Raw genomic sequence first — 24,029 nt, 5'->3', positions numbered from 1 at the left:
GTAACCAACTGCAACTATCTTCCCAAAAAGGCGACCACCTTGGCGAATACCTGCTCTCGCTCGACATCAAGGGGGAGCAAGTGATCCGATTCCTGAAGCCAGTGCAATTCCTTTTGGGGGCTGCCCAGGTGTTCATAAATCCTCTGTGCCCCTTGGGGGTCAACGGTGGTGTCGGCGTGACTTTGGAGAATCAATGTTGGCGTTGTGATCAGCGGCAGTTCCGACTCCACTTGGGCAATCAGGTCAAGGGCACTACGCACCGCTTGGAGATTAAAACTTTTGAAAAAGCAGGCAGCTTCTGCTGCTTGGCGTAGAGGGCGATCGCGAATCGGTAGCGTCCGCCGCGGCAACCAAGGAATCCACTGGCCAAGGGACTGCACCAGCCGCTCTGGCGCCACGGGCGAAAACCAAGGCCGATAAATCCGTAAAAAAGGGGCAAGGAGCACTAGGGCATCAACGGCATAGTGACGGGCAAGATGAAGGGCTAGCGTCCCCCCTGTGGAAAAGCCAATCACCGCAACCGTTGAGTAGCTCTCTCGCAAGGCCTGAAAGGCACTGACGACGGCCTCATACCACTGCGGCCATGTCGAGGCGGGCATTTGGGCACTGGGGCGATCGTGCCCCGGATAGAGGATGCCCTGAACGGTCCACCCCCCTTCGTAGAGCACCTCTCCTAAAAGTTGCAGTTCATAGGCCCCGCCCCCCAAGCCATGGAGTAGCAAACAGGCGCGATCGCCCGCAGCATGACCATAGAAGAAAGGACGATTGACGAGATGAATCAATGCAGTTGCATGCCATACGTTACCAACATAGAAAAAATCTACCCCGATCGCCAGAGCAACCGAGGTAGAGGACGCGACGTTCATTTAAGCGGTAGTTCGCCTAAAGAGCCTAAAAGCGTTCATGGAAGGTGCGGTTAATCACATCCAACTGTTGTTCGCGGGTGAGTTTGACAAAGTTCACCGCATACCCCGATACCCGGATGGTGAGTTGCGGGTACAGTTCAGGGTGATCCATGGCATCCAGCAACATTTCGCGGTTGAGCACGTTGACGTTGATGTGGAAGCCCTGATCGTGGATGTAGCCATCGAGCATATTCACCAAGTTGCTGATTTGATCTTCCCGTGTCTTGCCAAGGGCACTGGGCACGATGGAGAACGTGTTGGAGATGCCATCTTGGGCATGGACATAGGGCAACTTGGCCACGGATGCCAGTGAGGCGATCGCCCCTTTCGTATCCCGACCGTGCATGGGGTTGGCGCCCGGTGCAAAGGGTTCACCCGCTTTGCGGCCATCGGGGGTACTGCCGGTTTTCTTGCCATAGACGACGTTGGAAGTAATCGTCAGAATCGACTGCGTGGGCACGGCATTGCGGTAGGTTTTGTGTTTGCGGATTTCATTCATGAAGGTTTCCACCAGCCACACCGCGAGGCTATCCACGCGATCGTCGTTGTTGCCGTACTTCGGAAAGTCACCCTTGATCTCGTAGTCCACCGCCAACCCTTCGGCATTGCGGATCACTTTCACCTCGGCGTACTTAATGGCCGAGAGGGCATCCGCCACCACCGATAGACCCGCCACACCACAGGCCATCGTGCGGAAGACATCGCGATCGTGGAGTGCCATCTCCAGCCGCTCATAGCAGTACTTATCGTGCATGTAGTGGATGACGTTGAGGGTATTCACATACACCTTCGCCAACCAAGCCATCATCTGTTCAAAGCGCGGCAGCACTTCTTCCCACTTCAGCGTGTCGCCCGTAATTGGCGCAAACATGGGTGCCACTTGCTGCCCAGAGACTTCATCCCGACCACCGTTGATCGCGTAGAGCAGGGCTTTGGCTAGGTTCACCCGTGCCCCAAAGAATTGCATTTGTTTGCCGACCCGCATGGCCGAGACGCAGCAGGCGATCGCGTAGTCATCGCCCCAATAGGGACGCATCAAGTCGTCGTTTTCGTATTGGATCGAACTGGTGTCAATGGAAACTTGGGCGCAGAAGCGTTTGAAGGCCTCTGGCAAGTTTTCCGACCACAGCACCGTCAAGTTGGGTTCGGGGGCAGGCCCAAGGGTATAGAGCGTATTCAAAATGCGGAAGCTGGTTTTCGTCACCAATGGGCGACCATCGAGACCCATACCACCGATGGATTCCGTGACCCACGTGGGATCGCCAGAGAAGAGTTCATTGTATTCTGGCGTCCGCAGGAAGCGCACCATCCGCAGTTTCATCACAAAGTGGTCAATCCATTCTTGGATCTCGGCTTCTGTGGCTGTGCCGTTGCGCAAATCCCGTTCAAAGTAAATGTCGAGGAAGGTGGAGACCCGCCCAAGGGACATGGCGGCACCGTTTTGTTCTTTGACAGCCGCAAGGTAGCCAAAATAGAGCCACTGAATCGCCTCTTTGCCGTTGGCCGCTGGCCGCGAAATATCAAAGCCATAGCTGGCGGCCATTTCCTTGAGTTCATTGAGGGCTTTGATTTGCTCTGAGAGTTCTTCCCGCAGGCGGATGGTTTCTTCATCCATGACATCCAGTTCTAGGGAAGCCTGCTGTGCCTGTTTATCGGCAATCAAGCGATCCACGCCATAGAGAGCCACGCGGCGATAGTCACCAATAATCCGACCCCGACCGTAGGCATCCGGCAGTCCCGTAATGATCCCCGATTTACGGCAGCGGCGCATTTCGGGGGTGTAGGCATCAAAGACGCCATCGTTGTGGGTTTTGCGATATTTAGTGAAGATTTCCTTCGTGCGCGGATCCAACTCGTAGCCGTAGGCCTTGAGGGAGGTTTCAACAACGCGAATGCCACCAAAGGGCATAATCGCCCGTTTCAGGGGCTTATCGGTTTGCAGGCCAACGATTTGCTCCAGCTCGCGATCAATGTAGCCCGGGGCGTGGGCTGTAATCGAAGAGGGGACACTGGTATCGGCATCAAGGACGCCTTTTTCTCGCTCCAGTGCCATCAGGTCGCGCACTTTTGCCCATAGTTGTTGGGTGCGATCGCTGGCGCCTGTTAGAAAGGAGGCATCCCCTGTGTAGGGGGTATAGTTGCGTTGAATAAAGTCGCGCACATCAATGCGATCGACCCAATCACCACCCGTAAATTCTTGCCATGCCGCTTCGGGCAATTCTGTGTAGCGTGTACAGTTCATAATCAATGTTCCTCATCAAGTGTGCAGCAATTTCTCGCGATCGCCTTTCACCCATAGCGATCGCCTCAAACCAGCAAGAACCTGCTAACTGCCAATGCTAGAAAATACGCAAGAGATTAAGAGATTGCGATCAAACGAGAAATGCAAATGAACCTTTTGTAGGCCAAGCCTTATCACTCTTTTTCGGCCTGCTCACACCTACACTTTCATTATAACCCGTGGGGTCTAGGGGCTTTTTTTACGAAATTTTTGCGGAATTGTTGCGCAACACAAATCTTTTTTTCATCGATTTCACCGGGAAACCCCATCGCCTTGTGCGTGGGGAGGGATAGGTGCTTTAATGCCCCCAAAGCAAGCAATAGATTGTCGGCTTACCACTAATCCGTTAGCTCTAGCAAGAAGCTGAACTTTGGAGGCAGTAAACTGACCTAAGCGTTTCCAGTTCGCATCGCTGACAGAAATCTGCTTTTGGGTATCGCCACTCACCCGACCGATACAAACCCGACCCGCCATTTCAGCACGAACAACATCGCCCTTCCTGACGCCATGCCGTGTCGTTGTACCGCCATATTTACGGCGTACGTTGCCTTTTGCTGGAACCATCAGATGTAGCTGTCTGCGAGAAATTGGCGGTCTGCGAATCACCCGGAAAACCGATGGAGTTAGCTGAACCGAACCTGTCCAGATATGGCCGTGGGTATTGGCGGTGTGAAACGATTCGTATTGGATGAACGCTGAACACGCTAGAGCCAACCCATCAACAGCATGGCTCTCTGGCGTTTGTGCTGACTTGTCTTTCGACTTGACTAGCCCCAACTGAGTTCTGAGATTAGCGGTTTCGTAACCCAATTGAGTTTCAACCGGAGCCAGTTTTGACAACCATCCCAGCATCACTCGCTGTCCGACCATGACAGGAGAGAAAGATTTTGACCCCCTTGCCTTTACGTATTCGTAAACAATCTTGCTGACTGGGAATAGACGGCATAGCTCAGTCACTACTCGCAATTCAAGCTGTCGATTAGCCCGAATACTGGGAGGCAGCTTATTCTGTCTGCGGTTGTCGAATCGTTTCTGCCTATGAGCGCGTTCGGAGTAGGCAACCTTACGGTTAATCCTCCGTCCTCTGCGTCCTCGTCGCATGCTGCGGCGTTGCTCCATTCGGTCTTTAACCGTTTGGAATGGCAGAATTAGATGAGCCAAAAACAGGGTAGCCTTGGGGGATTGCCCCCCAACACCGGAATACCGTTTTCCGGGGTCAACACCAACGACGATGGGCTGAGTTTTTTCCCCAGCAGGTTGATGATTGAGTTGAACATAGAACACGCCCAAATCGGACCACTTGCCCACTGCCAACCCGTCTCGAATCCAGCGTCTTGCTCTACTCGGCTTGGTTGGCATTAACGGTTTTCCGTCAGACGATAGAACTGGAACTCTAATCATACGAGATAATCCTCTTTCGAGTTGTTTGTCCCTTCGCCCACCGCATCCAACATGGCTTGGCTTTCCCAACGCCTCTAACCGGGAGGCTTGCAGATAATCCGAACTAGGGAAGCATTCGGAAGTGCGTGGCAGGATTCGGCTCAATGGGCTAGTCAATTCTTAGTCGGAACCCGGCTGTTCCAAGCCCCATCCCCTTGGGGGTGGGGTAATTGACTTGTTTAGGCCGCGATCGCCTCGGTTGCTGAGGCCATTTGCAAGCGCTCAATGGCTGCATCCAGCAGAGCTAAACCAGCCTCTAGGGTTTCAATGCGACACAATTCACTACGCAGTTCTGCGGCATCGGCAAAGCCCTTGGCGTACCACGTCAAATGCTTACGTGCTTGGCGAATCCCCCGTTCCCCCTTGTATTCCCAGAGGGCAATGAGATGATCCCGCGCACAGTGCAGACGCTCAACCACCGTTGGTGCAGGCCGCAATTCTCCGGTTTTCAAAAAGTGATCAATTTCCCCCACCAAGAAGGGATAACCCATCGTTCCCCGCGAGCACATCACACCATCTGCGCCGGTTTGCTCCAAGCAGCGCACTGCCGCTTCCACCGAGAAAATATCGCCATTGGCAATCACCGGAATACTGAGGCGCTCCTTCACCCGCGCAATCCACTCCCAGCGGGCTGGGCCATTAAAGCCTTGGGCACGGGTCCGCCCATGAACCGTAATCATTGCCGCGCCAGCATCTTCCATCGCCTTGGCAAAGTCAAGGATATTAATCTCCTGATCGCTCCAGCCAATGCGGGTTTTCACCGTCACCGGCACAGGCACCGCCTTTGAGACCGTACGCACAATTGTTGCTGCCGTTTGCACATCCCGCAGGAGCGAAGAACCACCGCCATTCTTCGTGATTTTATTCACCGGGCAGCCCATGTTGATATCCACCGTATCCGCCCCTTCAGCCACCGCCTTTATCGCTGCTTCCGCTAGAAAATCAGGGCGACAGTCAAAAAGCTGAATACTGATGGGGTGCTCATTGGCATCCACTTCCATAATTCGGGGCAATGTTTTCAGATAGTGCAACCCGGAAGCACTGACCATCTCCGTGTACATCATTGAGTCTGGGGCATAACGGCGCACCAATCGCCGAAACACCAAATCGGTTACCCCAGCCAACGGGGACTGCAAGACCCGACTATTGACCGTAACAGAGCCAATCTGCAATGGCGTTGCCAAACGGGCTTTTAGCTCTGGAGACAGGGTTAACATAACTCCCACGAAAGCTCAATGCTGCTGCTGCGGCGTTTGCTCTTGATAGGCTGCATAGACTGCCCGCACATTATACCAGTTCAAAAAGATGCGAGCCACTTCCAAGGCATCTTGGGGGCGACCGATGTTAATCAGCCATTGTAACAGGGGTGCCAGTGTTTTTTCATTGAGAATGCCGCCGAGGGATAGGATGGCCCAAAGGAAATAGTGAAAGGGCGTCATTTGAATCATGAGCTTCACTTCCCAAATGGGATGCTTTTTATAGAACAAAACTCCCATTCTCCCCCTTTCAATCTCTTTCTGGATCAGGGTGGGCACTTGACTGAGGGAAAAGGGGGGATGCCAGTGGTAACCAACGGCTTCGGGGCACTTCAGTAATCGTAAACCTAATTTCTTGAGACGCACGCCTAGTTCTAAATCTTCCCAACCATACAGTTGAAACTGGGTATCAAATAGGCCGGCTTTTTCCAGCCAATGGCGGGCGATCGCCACGTTTCCCGTTGCAAAATAGGCGGCTGAAAAATCAATGATCTTATAGGGTTCTGAGGTTGGGTCTTCAAAATTACAGGTATTAATCACACGACCATAGGAAAAAGCAGGAACCTGAGCAATATCCTCGATGCCAAGACGTTCTTTTTCTTGAGTTAAGCACTTTCCATGGGCTTCTAAAAACGTTTCCGTCACCACCAAATCACTATCAATAAAAATAATCCAATCCCCCTGAGCCACCTGAAGCCCCAAGTTACGAGCCGCCGCAGGGCCGAGATGTTCCTGTTGAAGCCAGCGGACACAGGGAAACGCTTCACGATGTGCCTCAAGCCACTCGATGGTGTTGTCTGTTGAGCCATCGTCAACAATAATGACCTCATAGCCCTCAATGCCTAAGTCTGGATTCCACCTTTGATGGGCGATCGCCCGAACACACTTTTCTAGAATGGGCAAGCGATTATAGGTAGGAATTACGACACTAAAAAACATGATCACTCCAGAAATCTGACATTAAAGTTTAATCAAACAACGCTGCTTTTGATTATTATGGGTTACAGCAACTGTGTTTCACACCGCAATTTGATTTGCAAAAAATATAGCCCAAGAACATATTGGGCATTAATTTTGTTAATTAATCCACCTAAGAATAGGTAGCTTTTGATAATTTCTCAGTATCTTTTCAGCTTTCTTGATTAAGATTAAAATTTTGTCTACTGCTGTAGTAATCTCATAACTGCGAAGAGTTCCTTGAGTCGTATAATGATTCAAACAAAAGTAACCAAAAGGTAGTGTATTTTCAACTGGCTTGGGCGTCAATTCCTTAAGAGATAAGTAACTCTTAAGCTCTTCTACATTCGAAGGTTCATAGACGCAGTCAAGCCCCTTATATGCTGCATCTCCTATAAGAATAACTGGCTTACCTAAATAGGCTGCTTCTATTCCCATTGTAGAAGCATAGGTAATGACTAAATCAGAAGTTCTGGCCAACTCATAGGAATCAACTGGAGAGTTACTCTTTACTACTACAAGATTCTTTCCTTGAAGATTATTCCAATAATCTCTTAACCGTTTACTTTTTTTATCTTTATGAGGATGAACACGAATCACAAGTTCAACATCATCTAAATTATCAACATACTGAATTAGCCACTCAATGGCTTCAGATTGAGATTTAAAAATAGAGTAATTTATGAAAGAAGGATCGACAAAGAAAAGCTCATCATCACTAGAGCTGTAATACGTCCACCTGTAAGTTTTACATTTCTTGGGAATCAGGTTTTTCTTCTGACGTTGTACAAATGAATAAAAGTTGCCAATATCTTCTCCTTTAGACTTTCTCAGAAAGAATGACTTGGCTATAGTTATTTTTTGGTCACTCTTGTTAGATTGCCAGAGTTGCTTAATCTGCAACCTTGTTGCCCTAAGGTCATGAGGAGAATATGGCGATATATAGTAATGGTTAAGAGTCGCTCCAAACTCATAGTATAAGACTTGTACACCATATTTTTGACATATCTCCACAACTGGTCTTGTATAAGCCGTTCTACCATTAAAAATTATTACATTTTTGGGTTGAAATAAATTAATTACTTTATCTGTAGATAGGTACATAGATATTGCTGATTTAAAGTATGCTTCAATCCAATAGCTGTGTTTCAAATCAGGATTTGGATCACTAAACCTTGAACAATATGAGCTAGCAACACCTAGACCAATATTTATATTTTCATCTAATTTTACTCGAGATATTTCCTCTAAGTTTATACACTTGTCTAATTGTTCTTTGAGCCTTTGCCATAAAAGATCGACTTTTGTCCAATCGGGAGTATCCCAAAAAGTCTTATTTACATTCTTGCTATTTAGAACTTCAAATAGATACTTGACACGATTCCAATAGTACAACTTAATGGGCAAGGATATAATTGGATGACTTAAATAAGGGAAATAGCCCTGATCTGGCATGCAATCGTGAATAAAGACTAGAGCTATGTTATTTCCTGCTTTGTTATAGCTTAATGCAATTTCACAAGCTATTTCTAGATGAGGCCATGCAGAAATACTAGTAATAATTATATTTTCTATGTTTTGTTGTTTTGCATAATCAAGCTTATATTTGTCATCAAGATTATCCTTAATATTTAGAACCATAAGCTTCCTAGAATATTCCTATAAAAGGATAGGGCAAAAATTCTATAGCGATTTGCTTTTGAATAGGAGCATCATTCCGATTGCTACCAAAGCCCCCACAGTTGTGTTGATGCCGTTAACAATTTCATTACTCAGCCAAGTGTAGCGTTCCTGAAGGGTGGCTCCCACCAGACTCTCCACAAGGTTGGCTAGGAAAGCAGCAAGAATACAAATGGGGATGGCGATCGCCCCCATCAAGCCCACACTCCAGCCTAGCACAGCAATCACAGTCGCACCAACCAGACCCGCCAGTGTTCCCTCTAAGCTCACCGCTCCCTCTGTTCCCCGGGGCACCGGTTGTAATGTGGTGATGAGAAAGGTGCGCTGGCCATAGGCTTTGCCCACTTCACTAGCACAGGTATCTGAGAGCTTGGTGCTAAAACTGGCCACAAACCCCACCAAAAATAACTCCCGCCATTGGGGCAATAGGAGAGCAAGGAATGCACAGACGGTGCCTGTAAAAGCTGATCCCCAGACATTCTCGGGTCCGCGTGCTCCAGAGCGTTTTTCAGCAATGCCTGCGGCCTCTTTTTCGGCCATGCCGATGCGGGTGACGGCTGAACCGACAAGGAAATAGACCATGACAATCAGATAACCCTGCCAGCCTAAGGTGCCCCAAATCAGTACGCCGAGGAGCCACGCATGGAACAGACCTGCTGAAGTGAGTAATTTTTGCCGCGTAAGGAGGGCGATCGCCCCAAGGAAGGTATTGAGCAAAATACCTATCCACCAAGGGTTCAGCAAAAGGATGCTATCCACGAGAACCGCACTCCGACTGTACTGGCAGCACCTTATCATACTTTTCAGGCATAGAGGACAAATGATGATCACTTGGCTATTGGAGCCACTGCAACACGCATTTATGGTCAAGGCGCTGGGGGTAAGTACCCTTGTGGGCTGTGTGTGTGCGGTATTGTCTTGTTTTTTGACCCTGAAGGGCTGGGCACTGATGGGGGATGCGGTGTCCCATGCGGTATTGCCCGGTGTGGTCTTGGCCTATTGGCTGGGGCTGCCCTTTGCCTTGGGGGCTTTTGTCTTTGGTCTGATGGCCGTGACCCTGATTGGTTTTATTCAGCAGCAGACCCGGGTGAAGGAGGATACGGTTATTGGCTTGGTGTTTACCGGCTTTTTTGCCTTGGGGTTGGTGCTGCTCTCGAAAACGGCCAGTAGTGTTGACCTGATGCATATTCTCTTTGGGAATGTCTTGGGGATTAGCGATCGCGACCTCTGGCAAACAGTGATTGTTAGCCTCATGACACTGATCACGATCGCCCTACTGCATCGGGATTTGATCCTCTTTTGCTTTGACCCGACCCATGCCCGCACCATTGGCCTGAATACGACGCTGCTGTACTATCTTCTTTTGGCGCTGCTATCCCTAACCACTGTGGCTGCCCTGCAAACTGTGGGCATTATTCTCGTGGTGGCGATGCTAATTACACCCGGAGCAACGGCCTATTTGCTGAGCGATCGCTTTGGCCTCATGGTACTGATTGCCCTAGCCGTGGGTGGCCTTGGCAGTTTATTGGGAACCTACATCAGTTACTATCTCGATGCGTCAACGGGTGGTTGTATTGTTGTTTTGCAAACAGTGATTTTTTTGCTGGCGATGATTTTTGCCCCCAAGCACGGTCTGTTGGCCAAAGCCCGCTCTCCCCTGAGTTAGGTTTAAGGATTATTTTGTGGGGTGTTGCCGATGCCTTTGCTAGAGTTCATGATATAGTTGCCCCATATTTATCATGGGTGAAGACAGTTGCGTTATGGAGTCAGATCAACAGTGGCCTACGGAACCTGTTCCCTCTGAAGTCCCCGCCTCCTTTGTTCCGGGAGAGGTAGGCATTGCATCTGGCGACAATGGCCATGGCGCACCAACCGATGTGTTAAGGAGTTATGACAGCTTGGTGGAAACTTCAGCAGCGCGCATCAAAGTGATTGGTGTCGGCGGTGGCGGTGGCAATGCAGTCAACCGCATGATTGCCAGTAATGTGGCGGGTGTTGAATTTTGGTGCGTCAATACTGATGCGCAGGCGATCGCCCAATCCCAGGCCCACCGCTGCCTGCAAATTGGCCAAAAACTCACCCGTGGTCTCGGCGCCGGTGGCAACCCCGCCATTGGTCAAAAAGCGGCTGAAGAATCCCGCGAAGACCTTGCGGCGGCGCTCAAGGATGCCGATTTGATTTTCATTACCTGTGGCATGGGTGGCGGTACTGGCACTGGCGCTGCCCCAATTGTGGCTGAAGTGGCCAAGGAACAGGGCGCCCTAACTGTTGCAGTCGTAACCCGTCCCTTTACCTTTGAGGGTCGTCGTCGAGCTAGCCAAGCGGATGAAGGGATCGAAGCCCTGCAAAGTCGTGTTGACACCCTCATCGTGATCCCCAATGACAAGATTCTCTCAGTGATTTCGGAGCAAACATCGGTTCAGGATGCGTTTCGAGTGGCCGATGATGTGCTGCGCCAAGGGGTTCAGGGGATTTCCGACATTATTAATCTGCCAGGGCTGATTAACGTCGATTTCGCCGATATTCGTTCGGTGATGGCTGATGCCGGTTCTGCCATGATGGGCATTGGTATTGCCTCTGGCAAGTCACGAGCTACGGAAGCCGCTGTCAGTGCAATTTCTTCGCCCCTACTGGAGGGGTCGATTGAGGGTGCCAAGGGGGTTGTCTTTAACATTACGGGAGGCACAGATCTCACCCTCCATGAGGTCAATGCCGCTGCCGAGGTGATCTACAATGTGGCCGATGCCAACGCGAATATCATTTTCGGTGCGGTGATTGATCCCCAAATGCAAGGGGAAGTTCAAGTCACCGTTATCGCTACTGGCTTTAGTGGTGAACCCATTAGCCGTACCCGTGCCACAACCAAAACGACACCCCTAACGAACCGCCCCCTAACGACGGCATCTCCCCCCCCTGAAGCGCCCGCACCACAACCAGAAGTTGAAGCCAAGCCGAAGTTGGACATTCCTGAGTTTCTCCAGCGACGGCGACCAAATCCCTAGGTGTTATAAGGTAACCATCTCTCAAAGGGGATGGCAGGCCGTCTCAAAGACCTAATTCGCGGGCGATCGCTACTAAGCCCTCGCGGTAGGAAGGATAGCGGAGCTGAACGCCTAAAACTCGCTTGATTTTGTCATTGCGGACTCGGCGGGATTCGCGCCAAAAGGACTGGGCCATTGGACTCAGATTGGCTGCCTCTAAAGGGATGGCTGGTGGGGCTGGGCGACCCAACAGACGATAGGCCTCGAGTAGAACAGGAAGCGACTCTGAGGGTTGATCATCACTGAGGTTATAAATTTCCTGCGGCGTGGGTTGTGCCAGCGATCGCTCAAGGGTTTGGACAATATCCGCCACATGAATACGGCAAAAGTAGTGCCCCGGTTTATCAATGAGTTGGACATCACCCTTGAGAATACGAGCAATGGGATTGCGTCCTTCTCCGGGGCCATAGATGCCGGGGAGTCGAAAGATATGGGTGGGCAGATTGGAGTTGAGAAAGGTTTGCTCAATTCTGACGCGGTGTTGTGAACGCAAATTTTGGGGATTGACGGGTGTGGTTTCATCTACCCAGCCCCCTTGGCGATCGCCATAGACCCCTGTTGTCGAAAGGTAGCCAAACCAGTGCAGATTCAGTTTCTCTAACTGCGGCAACAGTGCCAGCGCAACCGCATCCTCCCCTTGGCGATCGGGAGGAATACTATTGAGGATGTGGGTTACCCCCTCAAGGGCAGCCGGTGCTAAGGGAACTTGCTCCCCTTGCTGCTCCCATGTAAAGGCAAAACAGGGAACAGTGCTGAGTTCTGGCGGCGGCTCTCCCCGACGGTTGGTAATGACCACATCAATGCCTTGGGCCTGGAGCGATCGCGCCAACCACGTTCCGGTATAACCGCAACCGAGAATGAGAACCCGCATTGCGCTCTAGTCTTGGGAAGAGGCTGCTGGTGCTTCTACCAAACGCACCTTCGTAGCCAAACCCAGCAATTGCAAGCAGCGAATCGTGAGCCACGTCAGATCCAGTTCCCACCACTGCAAACCGTGGCGTGCCGAGTACTGATACGCATGGTGATTGTTATGCCAACCCTCGCCAAAGGTTAACAGGGCGACCCACCAGCAATTGGTTGAGTGATCCGTGGTTTCAAACGTGCGATAGCCAAAGGCATGGGTGGCACTATTGACCAGCCAAGTGGTGTGATAGACCGTTACAAGGCGCACAAAAATTCCCCAAACCACAAACGGCCAGCCGCCCCAGAGGTAAAGAACAATGGCCAAGACCACCTGAATCGGCAGAAAGTACTTGTCAAGAAACTGATACACCGGATCATCCGCAATATCTTTGGTGAAACGAGGAATCTCTGCTTCCGCTGGCACCTCACGAAACATCCATTCAATATGGCTCCACCAAAAGCCCTTACGGGAATCGTGGTGATCATTGGGTTGATCGGAGTACAGATGGTGATGGCGGTGCAGCCCAACCCACCAAATCGGCCCCCCCTGCATTGAGAGTGTGCCGCAAAAGACCAAGAAATACTCTAACCACTTGGGCACTTGGAAGCTGCGATGGGTAACGAGGCGGTGCCAACCAAGGGTAATACCAATGCCAGCAGTCAACCAGTGAAGTACAAGCGCCAGCAGGACTGCCTTCCAGCTAAACATGCCGGGTAAAAACGCAAGAAGAGCACCGAGGTGCACAAAAATAATAAAGGTCGCCGTAGGCCAGGCAATGGGGGGTTTGGCAACGGTGGCTTGGGTCATGAACACATCCGTAAAACAACTGACTCGGCTGCTGTTCCCTCTAGGCTGAGCTTGAACAACACCCATCAGACTTTAGTATAACGAGCTACGGTTGAGTATCTTTACTTAGGTGTTTTTCCCAAGACCAATGATTCGGCAGTCCCCCCTATAAATTCCCTCTGGTGGGGGAAGTCTCTGGCGAGAGTGTCCCCGAAAATAGCAGGCATCATACCCAGTAGCAGACTGATTATTTCATTTTCTGTGGTTTTGTAACGAAATGTTGCATTTTCTCAGATTAATCCCTAGGATAGAGGGTAAGGTGTGGTAGTTATAGGAATCATGAAAACGCCACGTTGGACACGACTCATTGACTTCCTACAGCGGGAGATGGCACTGCCCACCGCTGCCATTGACTTCGGCCTCAAGCACTGCGATGAGCAAGTGAATCTGTTGCCCGTTGTTCTCTGGCAGTATGGCTTGGTGAGCCTTGAGCAGCTTGACCGCATCTTCGATTGGCTAGAAACCAGTCAGTCCTAGTGGCGCTCTCAGAATTCCTGATTTAGGCTTAGTGAATCACGGTTTCCTTAGCAACAAAGTCATAACTCTGGGAAATCCCCAACTGCTGAGGCAGAGAGATGGGACTTTGCCAGCCCACGGGTTGAATTGACAACAGGGGTGAAGGACTCTTGAACGTTCCCCAAAGATGAACCTTCTTACCGAGTAGCTCAGGCGGCACGGTAATTTTGTAAGTGCAACCATTGCTACCCGCAGGGGACAAAGTAGCGGTGGCACCCCCCACTGGAAAGCCGCCAGGAGGATGCAGTGTGGCATTAATCACAATCTCATTGCAGGAGATAGAAGGAGATTTATTGATCTTGCCGATAATCGTAGGGCGTACCTGTACGTTACTTGGGGGTTGCAATTGCACGGTCTGGGTGGAAGCTAGAGGTACAGCACGGCTTACAGCGGGGCTGAGGGCAACGGCGAGGCAGGCGAGGAGTAAACCTTTTTGATACAGCATTGGGGTGTCGTTTGTGTGAATGGAGAGAACAGTTTTGTCTAGCCCCTATGGGGTGAATACTCTTATCTTAGGTGGGCTGACTAAGAACAGCCGTGGCATTTCTCACCCGCAACCGATGATGCTCATCACCAAGGGCGGTGACTGTTGAAGCCGTTGAATGAGGGAATCGACCAGTGGATCACTTGGGAATAGGGGAGTGGCTCTGTGAGCAGGTAGCCTTGAATGGCTTTACAGCCAAGGTGTTGGAGGAGTTGCCCTTGCCCCCAAGTTTCTACACCTTCCGCGACGGTGGAAATCTCTAAACCGTTGGCTAAGTCAATAATGGCTTTGACAATTGCTTGGTCTTGGCGATCGCCTTGAATGTCAGTGATAAACGAGCGATCAATTTTTAGCCCCGTAATCGGGAATTGTTTCAAATAGTTCAATGAAGCATAACCAGTGCCAAAATCATCCAGCGTAATCCCCACCCCAAGGGTACGCAACTCTTGAAGGATTAACTGCGTCCGTTGGACGTGATGGATGGCTGTGGTTTCTGTAATTTCCAAGGTGAGTAATTCGGGAGCAAGGTGGGCGTCCCGCAGGCACTGGCTGACTTCTTCGACAAGATTCATGTGCAAAAACTGCCGTGCCGACAGGTTTACCGCTACTCCTACGCCAGCTAATCCTTGGTGTTGCCATGCTTGGCAGTCGTGACAGGCCTGTTGGAGAACCCAGCGGCCAATGGCAAGGATCAGACCATTCTCTTCAGCAATATCAATAAAGTGTTTGGGATAGAGCAAGCCCTGCCGAGGATGGTGCCAGCGCAGTAATGCTTCAATGGCGTGAATTTTGCCTCTGGTGAGATCTAGTTGGGGCTGATAGTAAATCGAGAGTTCGCCGCGTTCAAGAGCCGCATGGAGATCGTTTTCAAGGCGCAGGAGTTCCGGGGCAAGGGCATTGAGACTATTAGTGTAGAACTGATACGTGTTGCGGCCTGTTTCCTTGGCGCGATAAAGGGCAGTGTCCGCATTGCGCAGTAAGACATCGGCAGATTGACCGTGATCGGGATAGACGGCAATGCCAATACTGGTCGTAATGTGGAGATGGTGGCCATCGAGAATGAACTCGGGCTTGAGGGCGTAGAGAATGCGTTCAGCCACAATGGCCAAATCATCGGGGTGGTGAACCATGGGCAACAGCACAGTGAATTCGTCACCGCCCCAGCGCGCTACGGTATCGGTTTCCCGCAAACAGTGGACGAGGCGTTCTGCTACCTGCTGCAATAGCTGATCCCCGACGGCATGGCCAAGGGTGTCGTTAATGACTTTGAAGCGATCGAGATCTAAAAACATTACCCCTACCCGCTGTTGTTGTCGGCGAGCTTCAGCCAAGGCCATGGGGAGGCGATCGTCAAACAGGGCACGATTGGGCAGCCCAGTGAGCAGGTCATGGAAGGCTTGGTAATGGATCGTATTTTCTGAGAGCTTGCGATCGGTAATGTCCACAACGGTGCCTTCAAAGTAGGCAAGTCGCCCTTTATCGTCATAGACGGCGCGGGCATTTTCGGAAATCCAAATGATTTGGCCATCTTTGCGATAGACCTGCGATTCAAAGTCGGTAACAGTACCAGTGGCGGTGAGGGCTTGGATAAACTCTTCGCGGCGACGCGGATTGACATAGAGCTGACCGGCAATGTCAGTGATCTGGGCTTGTAGCTCCGCTGGGGAATCATAACCGTAGATGCGAGCCAAGGCGGGGTTGACCTTGAGGTAATGGCCATTGGGACTGGATTGAAAGATGCCCTCTGTGGCGTTTTCAAAAATACTGCGGTACTGGCTCTCGGCAAGGCGGAGCGATCGCTCGATCTCTTGGCGCTCCAGCACATTGGTGAACACCTGCCCCATCACCTGTAGCAGGGGTAGAAAGTTCTCTAGGTGGGGTTGGGGCTGCCGCACAAAGTCTATGCCCAAGAAGCCAATCAGTTGTGAACCGCGTTTGAGGGCAACTGACAATAGAGATTGAATTTTTTGTGCCTCCATCCCTTGGCGATCGGGGGCATCGGTCGGTAACGCTTCAATAGCCGGCCATAGTACCCAGCCTTGGGTTTTGAGCGCCTCAAAAAAGAGGGGAAATTCCCTTTCGGGCACCCCCTGCAAATTTTCCTGTTGTGGCTCGATCCCCGGTAGGCACCATTCATAGGTGTTGGACAACGTAGTGCCCTCGCTATCATCAGGCTCAAAGAGATAAACCCGGTCGGCCTCCATCATTTCTCCCAAGAGACCTAGAACCTTGTGGATGGCTTGGGGAATCTCCGTCAGGGGCAGGTTGATAAACTCACTGGCGACGGTACTAATCAGGCGTTCATAGCGCAGTTGCTGATCTAGTTGAGCTTGCCGCTCTTGCTGTGCCCGTTCAGCGCGAATCCGCTCTAGTTCAGCAGTCACCCGCACGGCACAGATTTTCAGCAGACTTTCAATGACGGCAATCCGTTCAAGGGGTTGCGAATGCATGAGAGCAATAATGCCAAGGGTTTCCCCTTTGGAATTTCGCAAAGGCACGCCAATATAGGCCTCAATCTGCAAGTCTCTGAGCATCTCATCCTTGGGAAAAAGGCGCGCCACACCGTGGTTGTAAAAACAGGTATCGGCTGTTAGAACTGAGGCGCAGGGGGTATCGGCAAGGGCATAGCTTAAGGGGGGTTGGAGTTCACCACGATAACTCAGGGCAAGCGTCGTCACCCAATCCTGCTGGCGGCCACTGAGTTCACCAATAAAAACATAATCAATGCCTAATCGCTGACTCAGATAAAGGACTAAATCACGGCAAAAGTCATTGCCCAAGCTTTCGTTGAGGTGAATAATCGGCTGATCGAGGGCTTCGTGCAACTCCTTCCACGCGGTAATGTCGGTAATCACCCCATCAATGGCAATCACTTGGCCTTGGCTATTCAGAACGGGAATGCCCTGTTCCCGTACCCAGCGGGGGTGACCATCGCGGTGCAGAATGCGGTATTCGATGTCGTAGGGGCTGGCATGGGCGATCGCCTGCTGTAGGGTCTCTGTGACAAGGGGCAAGTCTTGAGGATAGGTGAGTTGATTCCAGCCTTGGTCACCACGGCTATAAAATTCCCTAGGCGTATAGCCCGTTACGCCATAACAGCCCTGACTCAGGTACGTCAAGCGCCACGGTGGTGTACTCTCACAGGAAAAGATAAACCCCAACAGTTGATCCACCAATTGGGTGAGGCGCTGGGGATTTTCGGCGAGGGGGCTATGGCTTGGCTCATGCTGGAGAAAGGTAACAATGAACCCCGCTGTTGATGTTGGCTCCCTGAGGGGAACCATGGTGAAACAGAGTCCCCGATGGCAACCTTGCAGGGGCATTTGCTGGTGCCAACACTGGTCAAAGAATGTGAGCAATGCTCCATCCTGAAGGAGTGAAGCCACGGAGAGGTGATTCCCCAAAAGTTGCTGGCCAAGGCTATTGGCGCTAATGACTTGATATTCGGGTGGGCGGGTGGGGGAAACGCCAATCAGTAGTAGCCCTTGGGCACTGTAGTTAAAAAGAATCTCCAAGAGGCGATCGCCCATGGAGAGGGAGGAAGCGGCCAGTGTCTGATCTTGCAGAGGAGAGGGCTGAACCACGGCCAATGTTGCTAAATTTTATTTCTTAATCCATCTACTCTAAACGATTCTGGCCAAGATGAACTGCTAAATCGAAAACACTTTATGCCACACCAAGACGATGCCGCCTGTGGCTGTAAGGGTGATCAGGTAGAGGGAACGACTGAGCCACAGAGCCGCAATAATCGTACCTTGATCAATGGGGTGCAGTGGCTCCCCTAAAAAGGGTTTCACTTTCACCGTGCCGCGATAGGTATTCGTGCCCCCCAGACGTACCCCCAAAGCGGCTGCATAGGCACACTCACTCCAACCGGAATTGGGACTGGGATCCTTGGGGGCATCCCGGCAACACCACTGCCACACGCGCTGCCACTGCCCGGAGCAAAGGGCAACCAGCAAGACGAGCAACCGACAGGGCAACCATGTGAGTACATCATCGGTTTTGGCAGCAAACCATCCCCAGTGGGTGTAGGGTGGCTCGCGGTAGCCAATCATTGAGTCCAAGGTGCTGGCCGCTTTGTAGGCCATGACGAGGGGCAAGGGGGTGAAGTGAGGAACGACAAGGGTGGCGATCGCTCCATAAAACAGCGGTGCCATCATGCCATCGGTGGTATTTTCACTCACGGTTTCCAGAACCGCCCGCAGAATCTCAGGCGTCTCTAAGTGGGCAGTCTCACGACCCACATACTTGGCCAAGGATTGGCGTGCCCCCTCAAGATTGCCAACTGCCAAAGGTGCCAATACCTCTACCGCTGCATCCCGCAGACTACGACCCGCAAAGCCACTGGCGGTGCCCACGACTGCAATCCCCCAACCGAGGAGGGGCGAGATCGTCATCCCCAGTGCCACCACCCCCCAACTAATGAGGGCAGAACCTACGGTTAAGGTCAGTGTCAGCAGCGCCCCCCCCAACCGCTGTCCCCAAACTGGCCAGCCTTGGCCATAGTTGAACCCGTTACTGACGAATTGAATATACGCTCCCATCCAGCGCACCGGATGTGGCCAGCCCCACGGATCCCCAAGGCCAAAGTCAAGGAGGGCAGCAGCCAGAAGAATTGTGTAGGCACTGAGGGGGCAAGACACAGGAACGATCAACGGGGGCGATCGCTCATTTTAGAACCTTAGCGCCACCCAGCCCGATCCATAATCCGCAGAGCCTCGGCATTGTTGCGGCCAAAAACTGCTGCATTGACATTTTGCCCTCGGAAATTGCCAAACCGCTGCACAATCGGATGCAAGGGAACCCCGGAGCGCACTGGATATTCAAAGTTGGCCATCGCAAACATCTCCTGCGCCTTGGGACTCACCAGATACTCCAAAAAGCGAATTGCCGCCTGACGATTGGGGGCACCGGCCACCACACCACCGCCACAGATATTCACGTGGGCACCGCGATCGCGCTGATTGGGGAAAAACAAGCCCACTTTCTCAGCAACTGCACGATCTTCTGCTTTATCTGAGGCAATCAACCGTGCTAGATAGTAGTGATTTGCAATTGCAATGCTGCCAACACCCGCTGCACAGGCACGAATTTGGGCGGTATCATTTCCCTCTGGGGGACGAGCAAAGTTTTGGGCTAGTCCTCTCGCCCATTGTTCGGTTTTTTGGGCACCATGAATGGCCAGCAAGGACCCCGTTAGAGACTGATTGTAGATATTGCTGGAACTGCGACTGAGAATCTGCCGCCGCCACTTGGGATTAGCCAGATCCTCGTAGGTGGAGAGTTGGTTGGGATTCACCTTGGATTTATCGTAAATCAGGACACGCACCCGCCGCGAGAGGCCAAACCAGTGTCCTTGAGGCTCCCGTAGGTTTGCTGGCACAACGCTATTGAGTACCCTTGACTGAATGGGTTGTAAAATACCTGCCTGCTGTGCTCGCCAGAGCCGACCAGCGTCTACAGTAATTAATACATCAGCAGGACTACGGCTGCCTTCACTACGAATTCGCTCAATCAGGGCATCGGCTTCAGCTTCAATAATGTTGACGCGAATCCCTGTCTGCTGCGTAAAACCATTGTAAAGGTCTCTATCAGTATCGTAGTGCCGTGCTGAGTAGACATTGATCACACCCCCAGCCTGTCGCTGTTGGGCATTGCTGGATTCAGAGCGTTGATTCCAGAGGTGGTGGGCAACATAAGCCGTGGCTCCCGCGCCCATGCCAAGCAATACACGGCGACCTACTTTCTGCATAGTTGAGAATCTCTCCTAAATTCAAGCTGAGACATATTCTAAAACCACATGAGTGTTTTTGCAATTTCTTCGCAATAAGTTTAAGCCTTGCCATACCACCACTGGCGATCGCGAGGGGTTAGCTCCACCCAATAGAGCGTAATCACCATCATGGCCCCCGTTTCAATGTGGCGTACCCAATAGCTGGGATGCCGTTTTGTGGCACTATCGAGGACAAGCCGTCGGCCAATGCGTCGCCAACTGGGTTCTTTGCTGCGCCACGCAATGCGACAACAGGGCCAAGGCAACTGCTCGCGGTCAAACAGGCGACAACAGGCACCGACCACTTCATAGCTAAAGGAATAGCCAGGACTGTAGAACTGAGTCCCACTCACCAAGACAGGGGGGTGTTCTATGGTCGAAGATGAGCCAATCAAGGACGTGTGCTAGCGTGCAGGCCAGCTTTCCAGTGTATCAGGAATCCCCCCTAGGGTTCCTGGGCGGCAATCAAAAGGGCACAGCAGCTAAAGCCGATGACTAGTGGCAACAAAGACTGAAACCAGCCACTCAGGCCCGTGGTGACTAGGGCGATCGCCAGTGCCAACATCTGTAGGCGGCGTTGCTGCGGCGAGAGGGCCACCGGCAGTTCAATGAATTGCAGCCCCTCAGTGGGCAAGGGTAGGGGCATCACTCCCCCCGGCGGAAATGCCCAATACTGGTACTGCTCAATAAAGAGATCTGTCCAGCCGTGTTCTTGGCACCAGGCCACTGCGGACTGATAGGAGTATTTGAGTAATTGCAACGAAGGATGACGATCCATAGGGGCACTGGTAAGGGCAAGACAATCAACATCTCTACTGAGAACATAACAGAACTGGGAAATCGGTTTGGAACGCTTGTAGTAACTCTTAATCCTTTTGCTTGGGAGAAAATTAAGATTCCCGAAAGAGGTGAGCAGATATACTGAAAGATAGATAGAGTTGTGTCAGAAAGCACTACGGTTCCTACACACCTGTTCGTTGCAGCCCGTTGATGTAAAGAAGTGTTTATTTATGTTTTGCAGTGAGGGGTATTGTTAAGCCATCAATTCATCGTTTTCAACAATCATTAAATTTCCCTCAAACCCCTATGAAATCTTGCTTTGCCATGAGTTAAACCCAATCATGAAATCCCTTAAAAACCATCTAGGAGGCGGTCATGTTGCTGGAGGCACCAACGGTACCCGTTTCACCCATTGCCTTGCTCCATAGCCTGTTAGAACTGCGGCAGGAAATTACCAAAGAGGGGGAAGCCCGTTTTCAACAGTGGCAATCAAAAATTAAGCGATCCGAATTTATACCTAGTGCGCGCAATCTTGCCTACTATTTGGCCTTGCGCTGGCGGGATCTACGAGCCATTCAAATGGCCTTGATGCCTTGGGGGTTATCGTCCTTAGGACGGATTGAGTCGCGGGTGCTCCCCAACTTGGATGCGGTGATCAATACCCTCGGCGCCCTGTGCCATACCCATGAGTCACTGCCCCCCCGCCCACCCTTAGATGCCTTTTTTGCGGGCGATCGCCAACTGCGCCGCCAGACGGAAGAACTCTTTGGCCCGATTCGTGGCAAGCGCCATGTGCGCATTATGGTGACGCTCCCTACCCAAGCGGCCACTGATCCGCAATGGAGTATTACGCTCCTGCGCAAGGGGATGAACTGTGCCCGCATCAACTGTGCCCACGATGACCCCGCCACTTGGGAAGCGATGATTGAGCACCTGCAAGCGGCAAGCCACATCACCGGTCAACCCTGCAAAATTCTGATGGACTTGGGGGGGCCAAAACCCCGCATTGCCGATATTTTGCCGGAAACGGTGCGCGTCCACAGCGGCGATCGCCTGCGGCTGACAACGGAAATTTGCCCTGAGGGCGCAGAGATACCGCAATTCACCTGCTCCTTGCCAGAAATTTTGCCCCAATTAGAAGTGGGTCAGCGGGTTTGGATTGACGATGGCCACATTGGCGGTCGCATTGTCAGCAAAGATGCCCAAGGGGTAGAACTCACCATTACCCACTGCAAGGAAGGGCAGCGGCTGAAAGTAGCCAAGGGCTTGAACTTCCCCGACAGTGATTTGCGCCTGTGTCCACTGACCGAGAGCGATCGCGAGCATCTAGCCTTTGCTTGCTGCCATGCCGACATCATTGGCTACTCCTACGTTCAGTCCGCCGAGGACATTGCCCTACTGCAACGGGAACTGGAGCATTGTTGTGGCGATCGCGCCGACCAGATGGGCATCATTGCCAAAATTGAGACCCCGAAAGCAATTCGGGCACTGCCAGAAATGATCATTCAAGCGGCGGGTCGGCAACCCTTTGGCGTCATGATTGCGCGGGGCGATCTCGCGGTTGAAATTGGCTACCAACGCTTGGCGGAAATGCAGGAGGAAATCCTCTGGCTCTGTGAAGCCGCCCATGTGCCCGTGGTTTGGGCGACCCAAGTCCTTGAAAACTTAGTGAAAAAAGGCGTGCCCTCTCGTGCAGAAATCACGGATGCTGCGATGGCGGAGCGAGCGGAGTGTGTCATGCTCAACAAAGGCTCTTATGTGGGGTTAGCAGTGGATATCCTCGATGATGTCCTTGCCCGCATGGAAGCCCATCAGCAAAAGAAAACACCGCAACTACGGGCACTGCACTCGTGGCAGCCCTACGAAACGATCGTGCACCAATAAACCTGAATTAACCTTCCGAGAGGATGCTGGGGCGAATTTTATCCCCGTCCCGCAGAGGGCGACCCGAACGGACAACATAGCGATCGCCGGCATTCAAGCCACTCAGGATTTCCACTTTGCCCTCCCGCCGTTGACCAAGGGTGACCTGCCGCTCCTGCACGCGATCGCCAACCACCACAAAAACGCTACCTTGCCGTGAGGATAGTTGCCCCTCCTCAAAACCACTGAGGGCGGATTGGGGAATCATCAAGCGCGGCGCATTCGCTCCTTGGAAAGCGACCCGTGCCAGTAAACCACTGCCCAAGCGTTCATCGGCATTGTCAATCACGACTTCCACAGGAATCAGACGGGCATCGGCGGCGGCAGGTGAAATTCGCGTAATCCGTCCTTCATAGGTGCGGTTGGGCACGGCATCAAACGTCACCGTTGCTCCTTGGCCGGGAGCTAATCTCGCTAATTCCCGTTCCGAGACCTCCACAACAACTTTGAGTTGACGAAGATCGCCAAGGCGGAGAACTTCTCCCCCCGGTTGCAGTAGGTTGCCCACTTCTGTCAGTCGCTCTAGCACCACGCCATTGAGGGGCGATCGCAGGAGGGCTTGATTCAACCGTGCCCGTGCCTGTTGGACAAAGGCGGTTTGGGCTTGGACTCGACCTTGGGCAACGGCCACCCCCTGTTGAGCCGTCACCACCTCTGCTTCCCGAGACCGCAGTACCTGCCGTGCCGTTTGCGCCGTTGTCCGTGCCTGTTCCGCTGCTTGCGCTGAGACGGCGCCATCCCGCAGCAGGGTTTCAAGGCGGCGAGCATCACTTTCTGCCTGTTGGAGAGTCAGACGGGCTTCTTCGACAGCCGTACGGGCACGATTGACAGCGGCTTGGGCTTGGATCACCTCATTGCGGCGGGCAGCCAGTTCTGCCTCTGCTTCAAAGACGGCATTTTTGAGGACAACGGGATCCACCTCCGCCAACAATTGCCCCGATTGCACGCGATCGCCCACATCCACGCCAAGGCGAATCACTTGACCTTCCACCTGCGATCGCACCATCACTTCACGGTAGGGGCGAGTGGTACCTGTGAGGGTTGTACCAGCGTCTAATTGTGCTAAGCGTGCCACCGCCACATCGGCAGCGACCCCTTCACTTTCTGGTCGCGCGACTGCCGGTGATTCTAAGCGACTCATTGCCGACTGGCATCCCCCCAAGAGCACCGCGATCGCGATCGCCCCCAGCCATTGTTGCTTCGCCATCATCTGTCTAATCATCTTCCCAACTGCTGCCGA

The 24,029-nt window shown here is 52.2% G+C and carries 19 protein-coding genes and 1 pseudogene; 4 read left to right on the top strand and 16 right to left on the bottom strand.

Features of this window, described 5'->3' with window-relative positions:
• Nucleotides 1–14 precede the first annotated feature (14 nt).
• From KV190_RS05855 to KV190_RS05825, 7 genes and pseudogenes are all read right to left on the bottom strand, one after another.
• On the bottom strand, nucleotides 15–866 hold the full coding sequence (locus KV190_RS05855) for an alpha/beta hydrolase (RefSeq protein ID WP_460194999.1): 852 nt from the start codon (nucleotides 864–866) through the stop codon (nucleotides 15–17).
• 25 nt (nucleotides 867–891) lie between these two features.
• Entirely contained in the window at nucleotides 892–3,147 is a 2,256-nt protein-coding gene (gene pflB / locus KV190_RS05850; RefSeq protein ID WP_460194998.1) for a formate C-acetyltransferase, read from the bottom strand.
• 999 nt (nucleotides 3,148–4,146) lie between these two features.
• A pseudogene (locus KV190_RS05845) lies at nucleotides 4,147–4,545 on the bottom strand (RRXRR domain-containing protein); the annotation flags it as partial.
• 260 nt (nucleotides 4,546–4,805) lie between these two features.
• Entirely contained in the window at nucleotides 4,806–5,843 is a 1,038-nt protein-coding gene (gene dusB, locus KV190_RS05840) for a tRNA dihydrouridine synthase DusB (RefSeq protein WP_460194997.1), read from the bottom strand.
• Nucleotides 5,844–5,858: 15 nt separating this feature from the next.
• On the bottom strand, nucleotides 5,859–6,821 hold the full coding sequence (locus KV190_RS05835; protein WP_460194996.1) for a glycosyltransferase family 2 protein: 963 nt from the start codon (nucleotides 6,819–6,821) through the stop codon (nucleotides 5,859–5,861).
• 138 nt (nucleotides 6,822–6,959) lie between these two features.
• Entirely contained in the window at nucleotides 6,960–8,480 is a 1,521-nt protein-coding gene (locus tag KV190_RS05830) for a capsular polysaccharide export protein, LipB/KpsS family (RefSeq protein ID WP_460194995.1), read from the bottom strand.
• A 42-nt stretch (nucleotides 8,481–8,522) separates the two neighbouring features.
• Nucleotides 8,523–9,317: a TIGR00297 family protein gene (locus KV190_RS05825; RefSeq protein ID WP_460194994.1), complete on the bottom strand. Its 795-nt coding sequence runs from the start codon at nucleotides 9,315–9,317 to the stop codon at nucleotides 8,523–8,525.
• 22 nt (nucleotides 9,318–9,339) lie between these two features.
• On the opposite strand from KV190_RS05825, the gene KV190_RS05820 reads away from it, so the two are divergent.
• Nucleotides 9,340–10,185 carry a metal ABC transporter permease gene (locus KV190_RS05820; protein ID WP_460194993.1) on the top strand — a complete coding sequence of 282 codons (846 nt, stop codon included), beginning with the start codon at nucleotides 9,340–9,342 and terminating at the stop codon, nucleotides 10,183–10,185.
• A 73-nt stretch (nucleotides 10,186–10,258) separates the two neighbouring features.
• Entirely contained in the window at nucleotides 10,259–11,521 is a 1,263-nt protein-coding gene (gene ftsZ, locus KV190_RS05815; RefSeq protein ID WP_460194992.1) for a cell division protein FtsZ, read from the top strand.
• 43 nt (nucleotides 11,522–11,564) lie between these two features.
• On the opposite strand, the gene KV190_RS05810 is transcribed toward ftsZ, so the two are convergent.
• Nucleotides 11,565–12,431 (bottom strand): SDR family oxidoreductase, encoded by an 867-nt coding sequence (locus KV190_RS05810; RefSeq protein ID WP_460194991.1) that lies wholly within the window; start codon nucleotides 12,429–12,431, stop codon nucleotides 11,565–11,567.
• A gap of 6 nt (nucleotides 12,432–12,437) precedes the next feature.
• A complete protein-coding gene (locus KV190_RS05805) occupies nucleotides 12,438–13,271 on the bottom strand; it encodes an acyl-CoA desaturase (protein WP_460195238.1) in 834 nt (277 codons plus the stop codon).
• Between the two features lie 318 nt (nucleotides 13,272–13,589).
• Between KV190_RS05805 and KV190_RS05800 the strand changes: the two genes are divergently transcribed.
• Nucleotides 13,590–13,787, top strand: coding sequence for a DUF2949 domain-containing protein (locus KV190_RS05800; protein WP_181496383.1), 198 nt, complete (start codon nucleotides 13,590–13,592; stop codon nucleotides 13,785–13,787).
• A 28-nt stretch (nucleotides 13,788–13,815) separates the two neighbouring features.
• Here the strand turns inward: KV190_RS05800 and KV190_RS05795 are convergent, their stop codons facing one another.
• The 6 genes from KV190_RS05795 to KV190_RS05770 all read right to left on the bottom strand — a co-directional run bounded on the left by KV190_RS05795 (nucleotide 13,816) and on the right by KV190_RS05770 (nucleotide 20,864).
• Nucleotides 13,816–14,271 (bottom strand): hypothetical protein, encoded by a 456-nt coding sequence (locus tag KV190_RS05795; protein ID WP_460194990.1) that lies wholly within the window; start codon nucleotides 14,269–14,271, stop codon nucleotides 13,816–13,818.
• Nucleotides 14,272–14,396: 125 nt separating this feature from the next.
• A complete protein-coding gene (locus KV190_RS05790) occupies nucleotides 14,397–17,894 on the bottom strand; it encodes an EAL domain-containing protein (RefSeq protein ID WP_460195237.1) in 3,498 nt (1,165 codons plus the stop codon).
• A gap of 66 nt (nucleotides 17,895–17,960) precedes the next feature.
• The gene (gene cbiB / locus KV190_RS05785; RefSeq protein ID WP_460194989.1) at nucleotides 17,961–18,956 is read right to left on the bottom strand and encodes an adenosylcobinamide-phosphate synthase CbiB; all 996 of its coding nucleotides are present in this window, start codon (nucleotides 18,954–18,956) and stop codon (nucleotides 17,961–17,963) included.
• A gap of 38 nt (nucleotides 18,957–18,994) precedes the next feature.
• Nucleotides 18,995–20,065 (bottom strand): Fe(3+) ABC transporter substrate-binding protein, encoded by a 1,071-nt coding sequence (locus KV190_RS05780; protein ID WP_460194988.1) that lies wholly within the window; start codon nucleotides 20,063–20,065, stop codon nucleotides 18,995–18,997.
• 80 nt (nucleotides 20,066–20,145) lie between these two features.
• Nucleotides 20,146–20,439 (bottom strand): hypothetical protein, encoded by a 294-nt coding sequence (locus KV190_RS05775; RefSeq protein WP_460194987.1) that lies wholly within the window; start codon nucleotides 20,437–20,439, stop codon nucleotides 20,146–20,148.
• 92 nt (nucleotides 20,440–20,531) lie between these two features.
• Entirely contained in the window at nucleotides 20,532–20,864 is a 333-nt protein-coding gene (locus tag KV190_RS05770) for a slr1957 family protein (RefSeq protein ID WP_460194986.1), read from the bottom strand.
• Nucleotides 20,865–21,241: 377 nt separating this feature from the next.
• Here KV190_RS05770 and KV190_RS05765 point away from each other — a divergent pair, with 377 nt between their 5' ends.
• Nucleotides 21,242–22,750 carry a pyruvate kinase gene (locus KV190_RS05765; RefSeq protein WP_460194985.1) on the top strand — a complete coding sequence of 503 codons (1,509 nt, stop codon included), beginning with the start codon at nucleotides 21,242–21,244 and terminating at the stop codon, nucleotides 22,748–22,750.
• Nucleotides 22,751–22,757: 7 nt separating this feature from the next.
• Here the strand turns inward: KV190_RS05765 and KV190_RS05760 are convergent, their stop codons facing one another.
• On the bottom strand, nucleotides 22,758–23,999 hold the full coding sequence (locus tag KV190_RS05760; protein WP_460194984.1) for an efflux RND transporter periplasmic adaptor subunit: 1,242 nt from the start codon (nucleotides 23,997–23,999) through the stop codon (nucleotides 22,758–22,760).
• Nucleotides 24,000–24,029: the final 30 nt, after the last annotated feature.

This window comes from Thermosynechococcus sp. FA-CM-4201, assembly GCF_054689355.1.
This window is presented reverse-complemented; position numbering and strand designations above follow the sequence as displayed.

Coding starts and splice junctions, on each gene's coding strand:
- KV190_RS05855 (WP_460194999.1), bottom strand. CDS start 866: ATGAACGTCGCGTCCTCTACCTCGGTTGCTCTGGCGATCGGGGTAGAT.
- pflB (WP_460194998.1), bottom strand. CDS start 3,147: ATGAACTGTACACGCTACACAGAATTGCCCGAAGCGGCATGGCAAGAA.
- dusB (WP_460194997.1), bottom strand. CDS start 5,843: ATGTTAACCCTGTCTCCAGAGCTAAAAGCCCGTTTGGCAACGCCATTG.
- KV190_RS05835 (WP_460194996.1), bottom strand. CDS start 6,821: ATGTTTTTTAGTGTCGTAATTCCTACCTATAATCGCTTGCCCATTCTA.
- KV190_RS05830 (WP_460194995.1), bottom strand. CDS start 8,480: ATGGTTCTAAATATTAAGGATAATCTTGATGACAAATATAAGCTTGAT.
- KV190_RS05825 (WP_460194994.1), bottom strand. CDS start 9,317: ATGATAAGGTGCTGCCAGTACAGTCGGAGTGCGGTTCTCGTGGATAGC.
- KV190_RS05820 (WP_460194993.1), top strand. CDS start 9,340: ATGATGATCACTTGGCTATTGGAGCCACTGCAACACGCATTTATGGTC.
- ftsZ (WP_460194992.1), top strand. CDS start 10,259: ATGGGTGAAGACAGTTGCGTTATGGAGTCAGATCAACAGTGGCCTACG.
- KV190_RS05810 (WP_460194991.1), bottom strand. CDS start 12,431: ATGCGGGTTCTCATTCTCGGTTGCGGTTATACCGGAACGTGGTTGGCG.
- KV190_RS05805 (WP_460195238.1), bottom strand. CDS start 13,271: ATGACCCAAGCCACCGTTGCCAAACCCCCCATTGCCTGGCCTACGGCG.
- KV190_RS05800 (WP_181496383.1), top strand. CDS start 13,590: ATGAAAACGCCACGTTGGACACGACTCATTGACTTCCTACAGCGGGAG.
- KV190_RS05795 (WP_460194990.1), bottom strand. CDS start 14,271: ATGCTGTATCAAAAAGGTTTACTCCTCGCCTGCCTCGCCGTTGCCCTC.
- KV190_RS05780 (WP_460194988.1), bottom strand. CDS start 20,065: ATGCAGAAAGTAGGTCGCCGTGTATTGCTTGGCATGGGCGCGGGAGCC.
- KV190_RS05770 (WP_460194986.1), bottom strand. CDS start 20,864: ATGGATCGTCATCCTTCGTTGCAATTACTCAAATACTCCTATCAGTCC.
- KV190_RS05765 (WP_460194985.1), top strand. CDS start 21,242: ATGTTGCTGGAGGCACCAACGGTACCCGTTTCACCCATTGCCTTGCTC.
- KV190_RS05760 (WP_460194984.1), bottom strand. CDS start 23,999: ATGATGGCGAAGCAACAATGGCTGGGGGCGATCGCGATCGCGGTGCTC.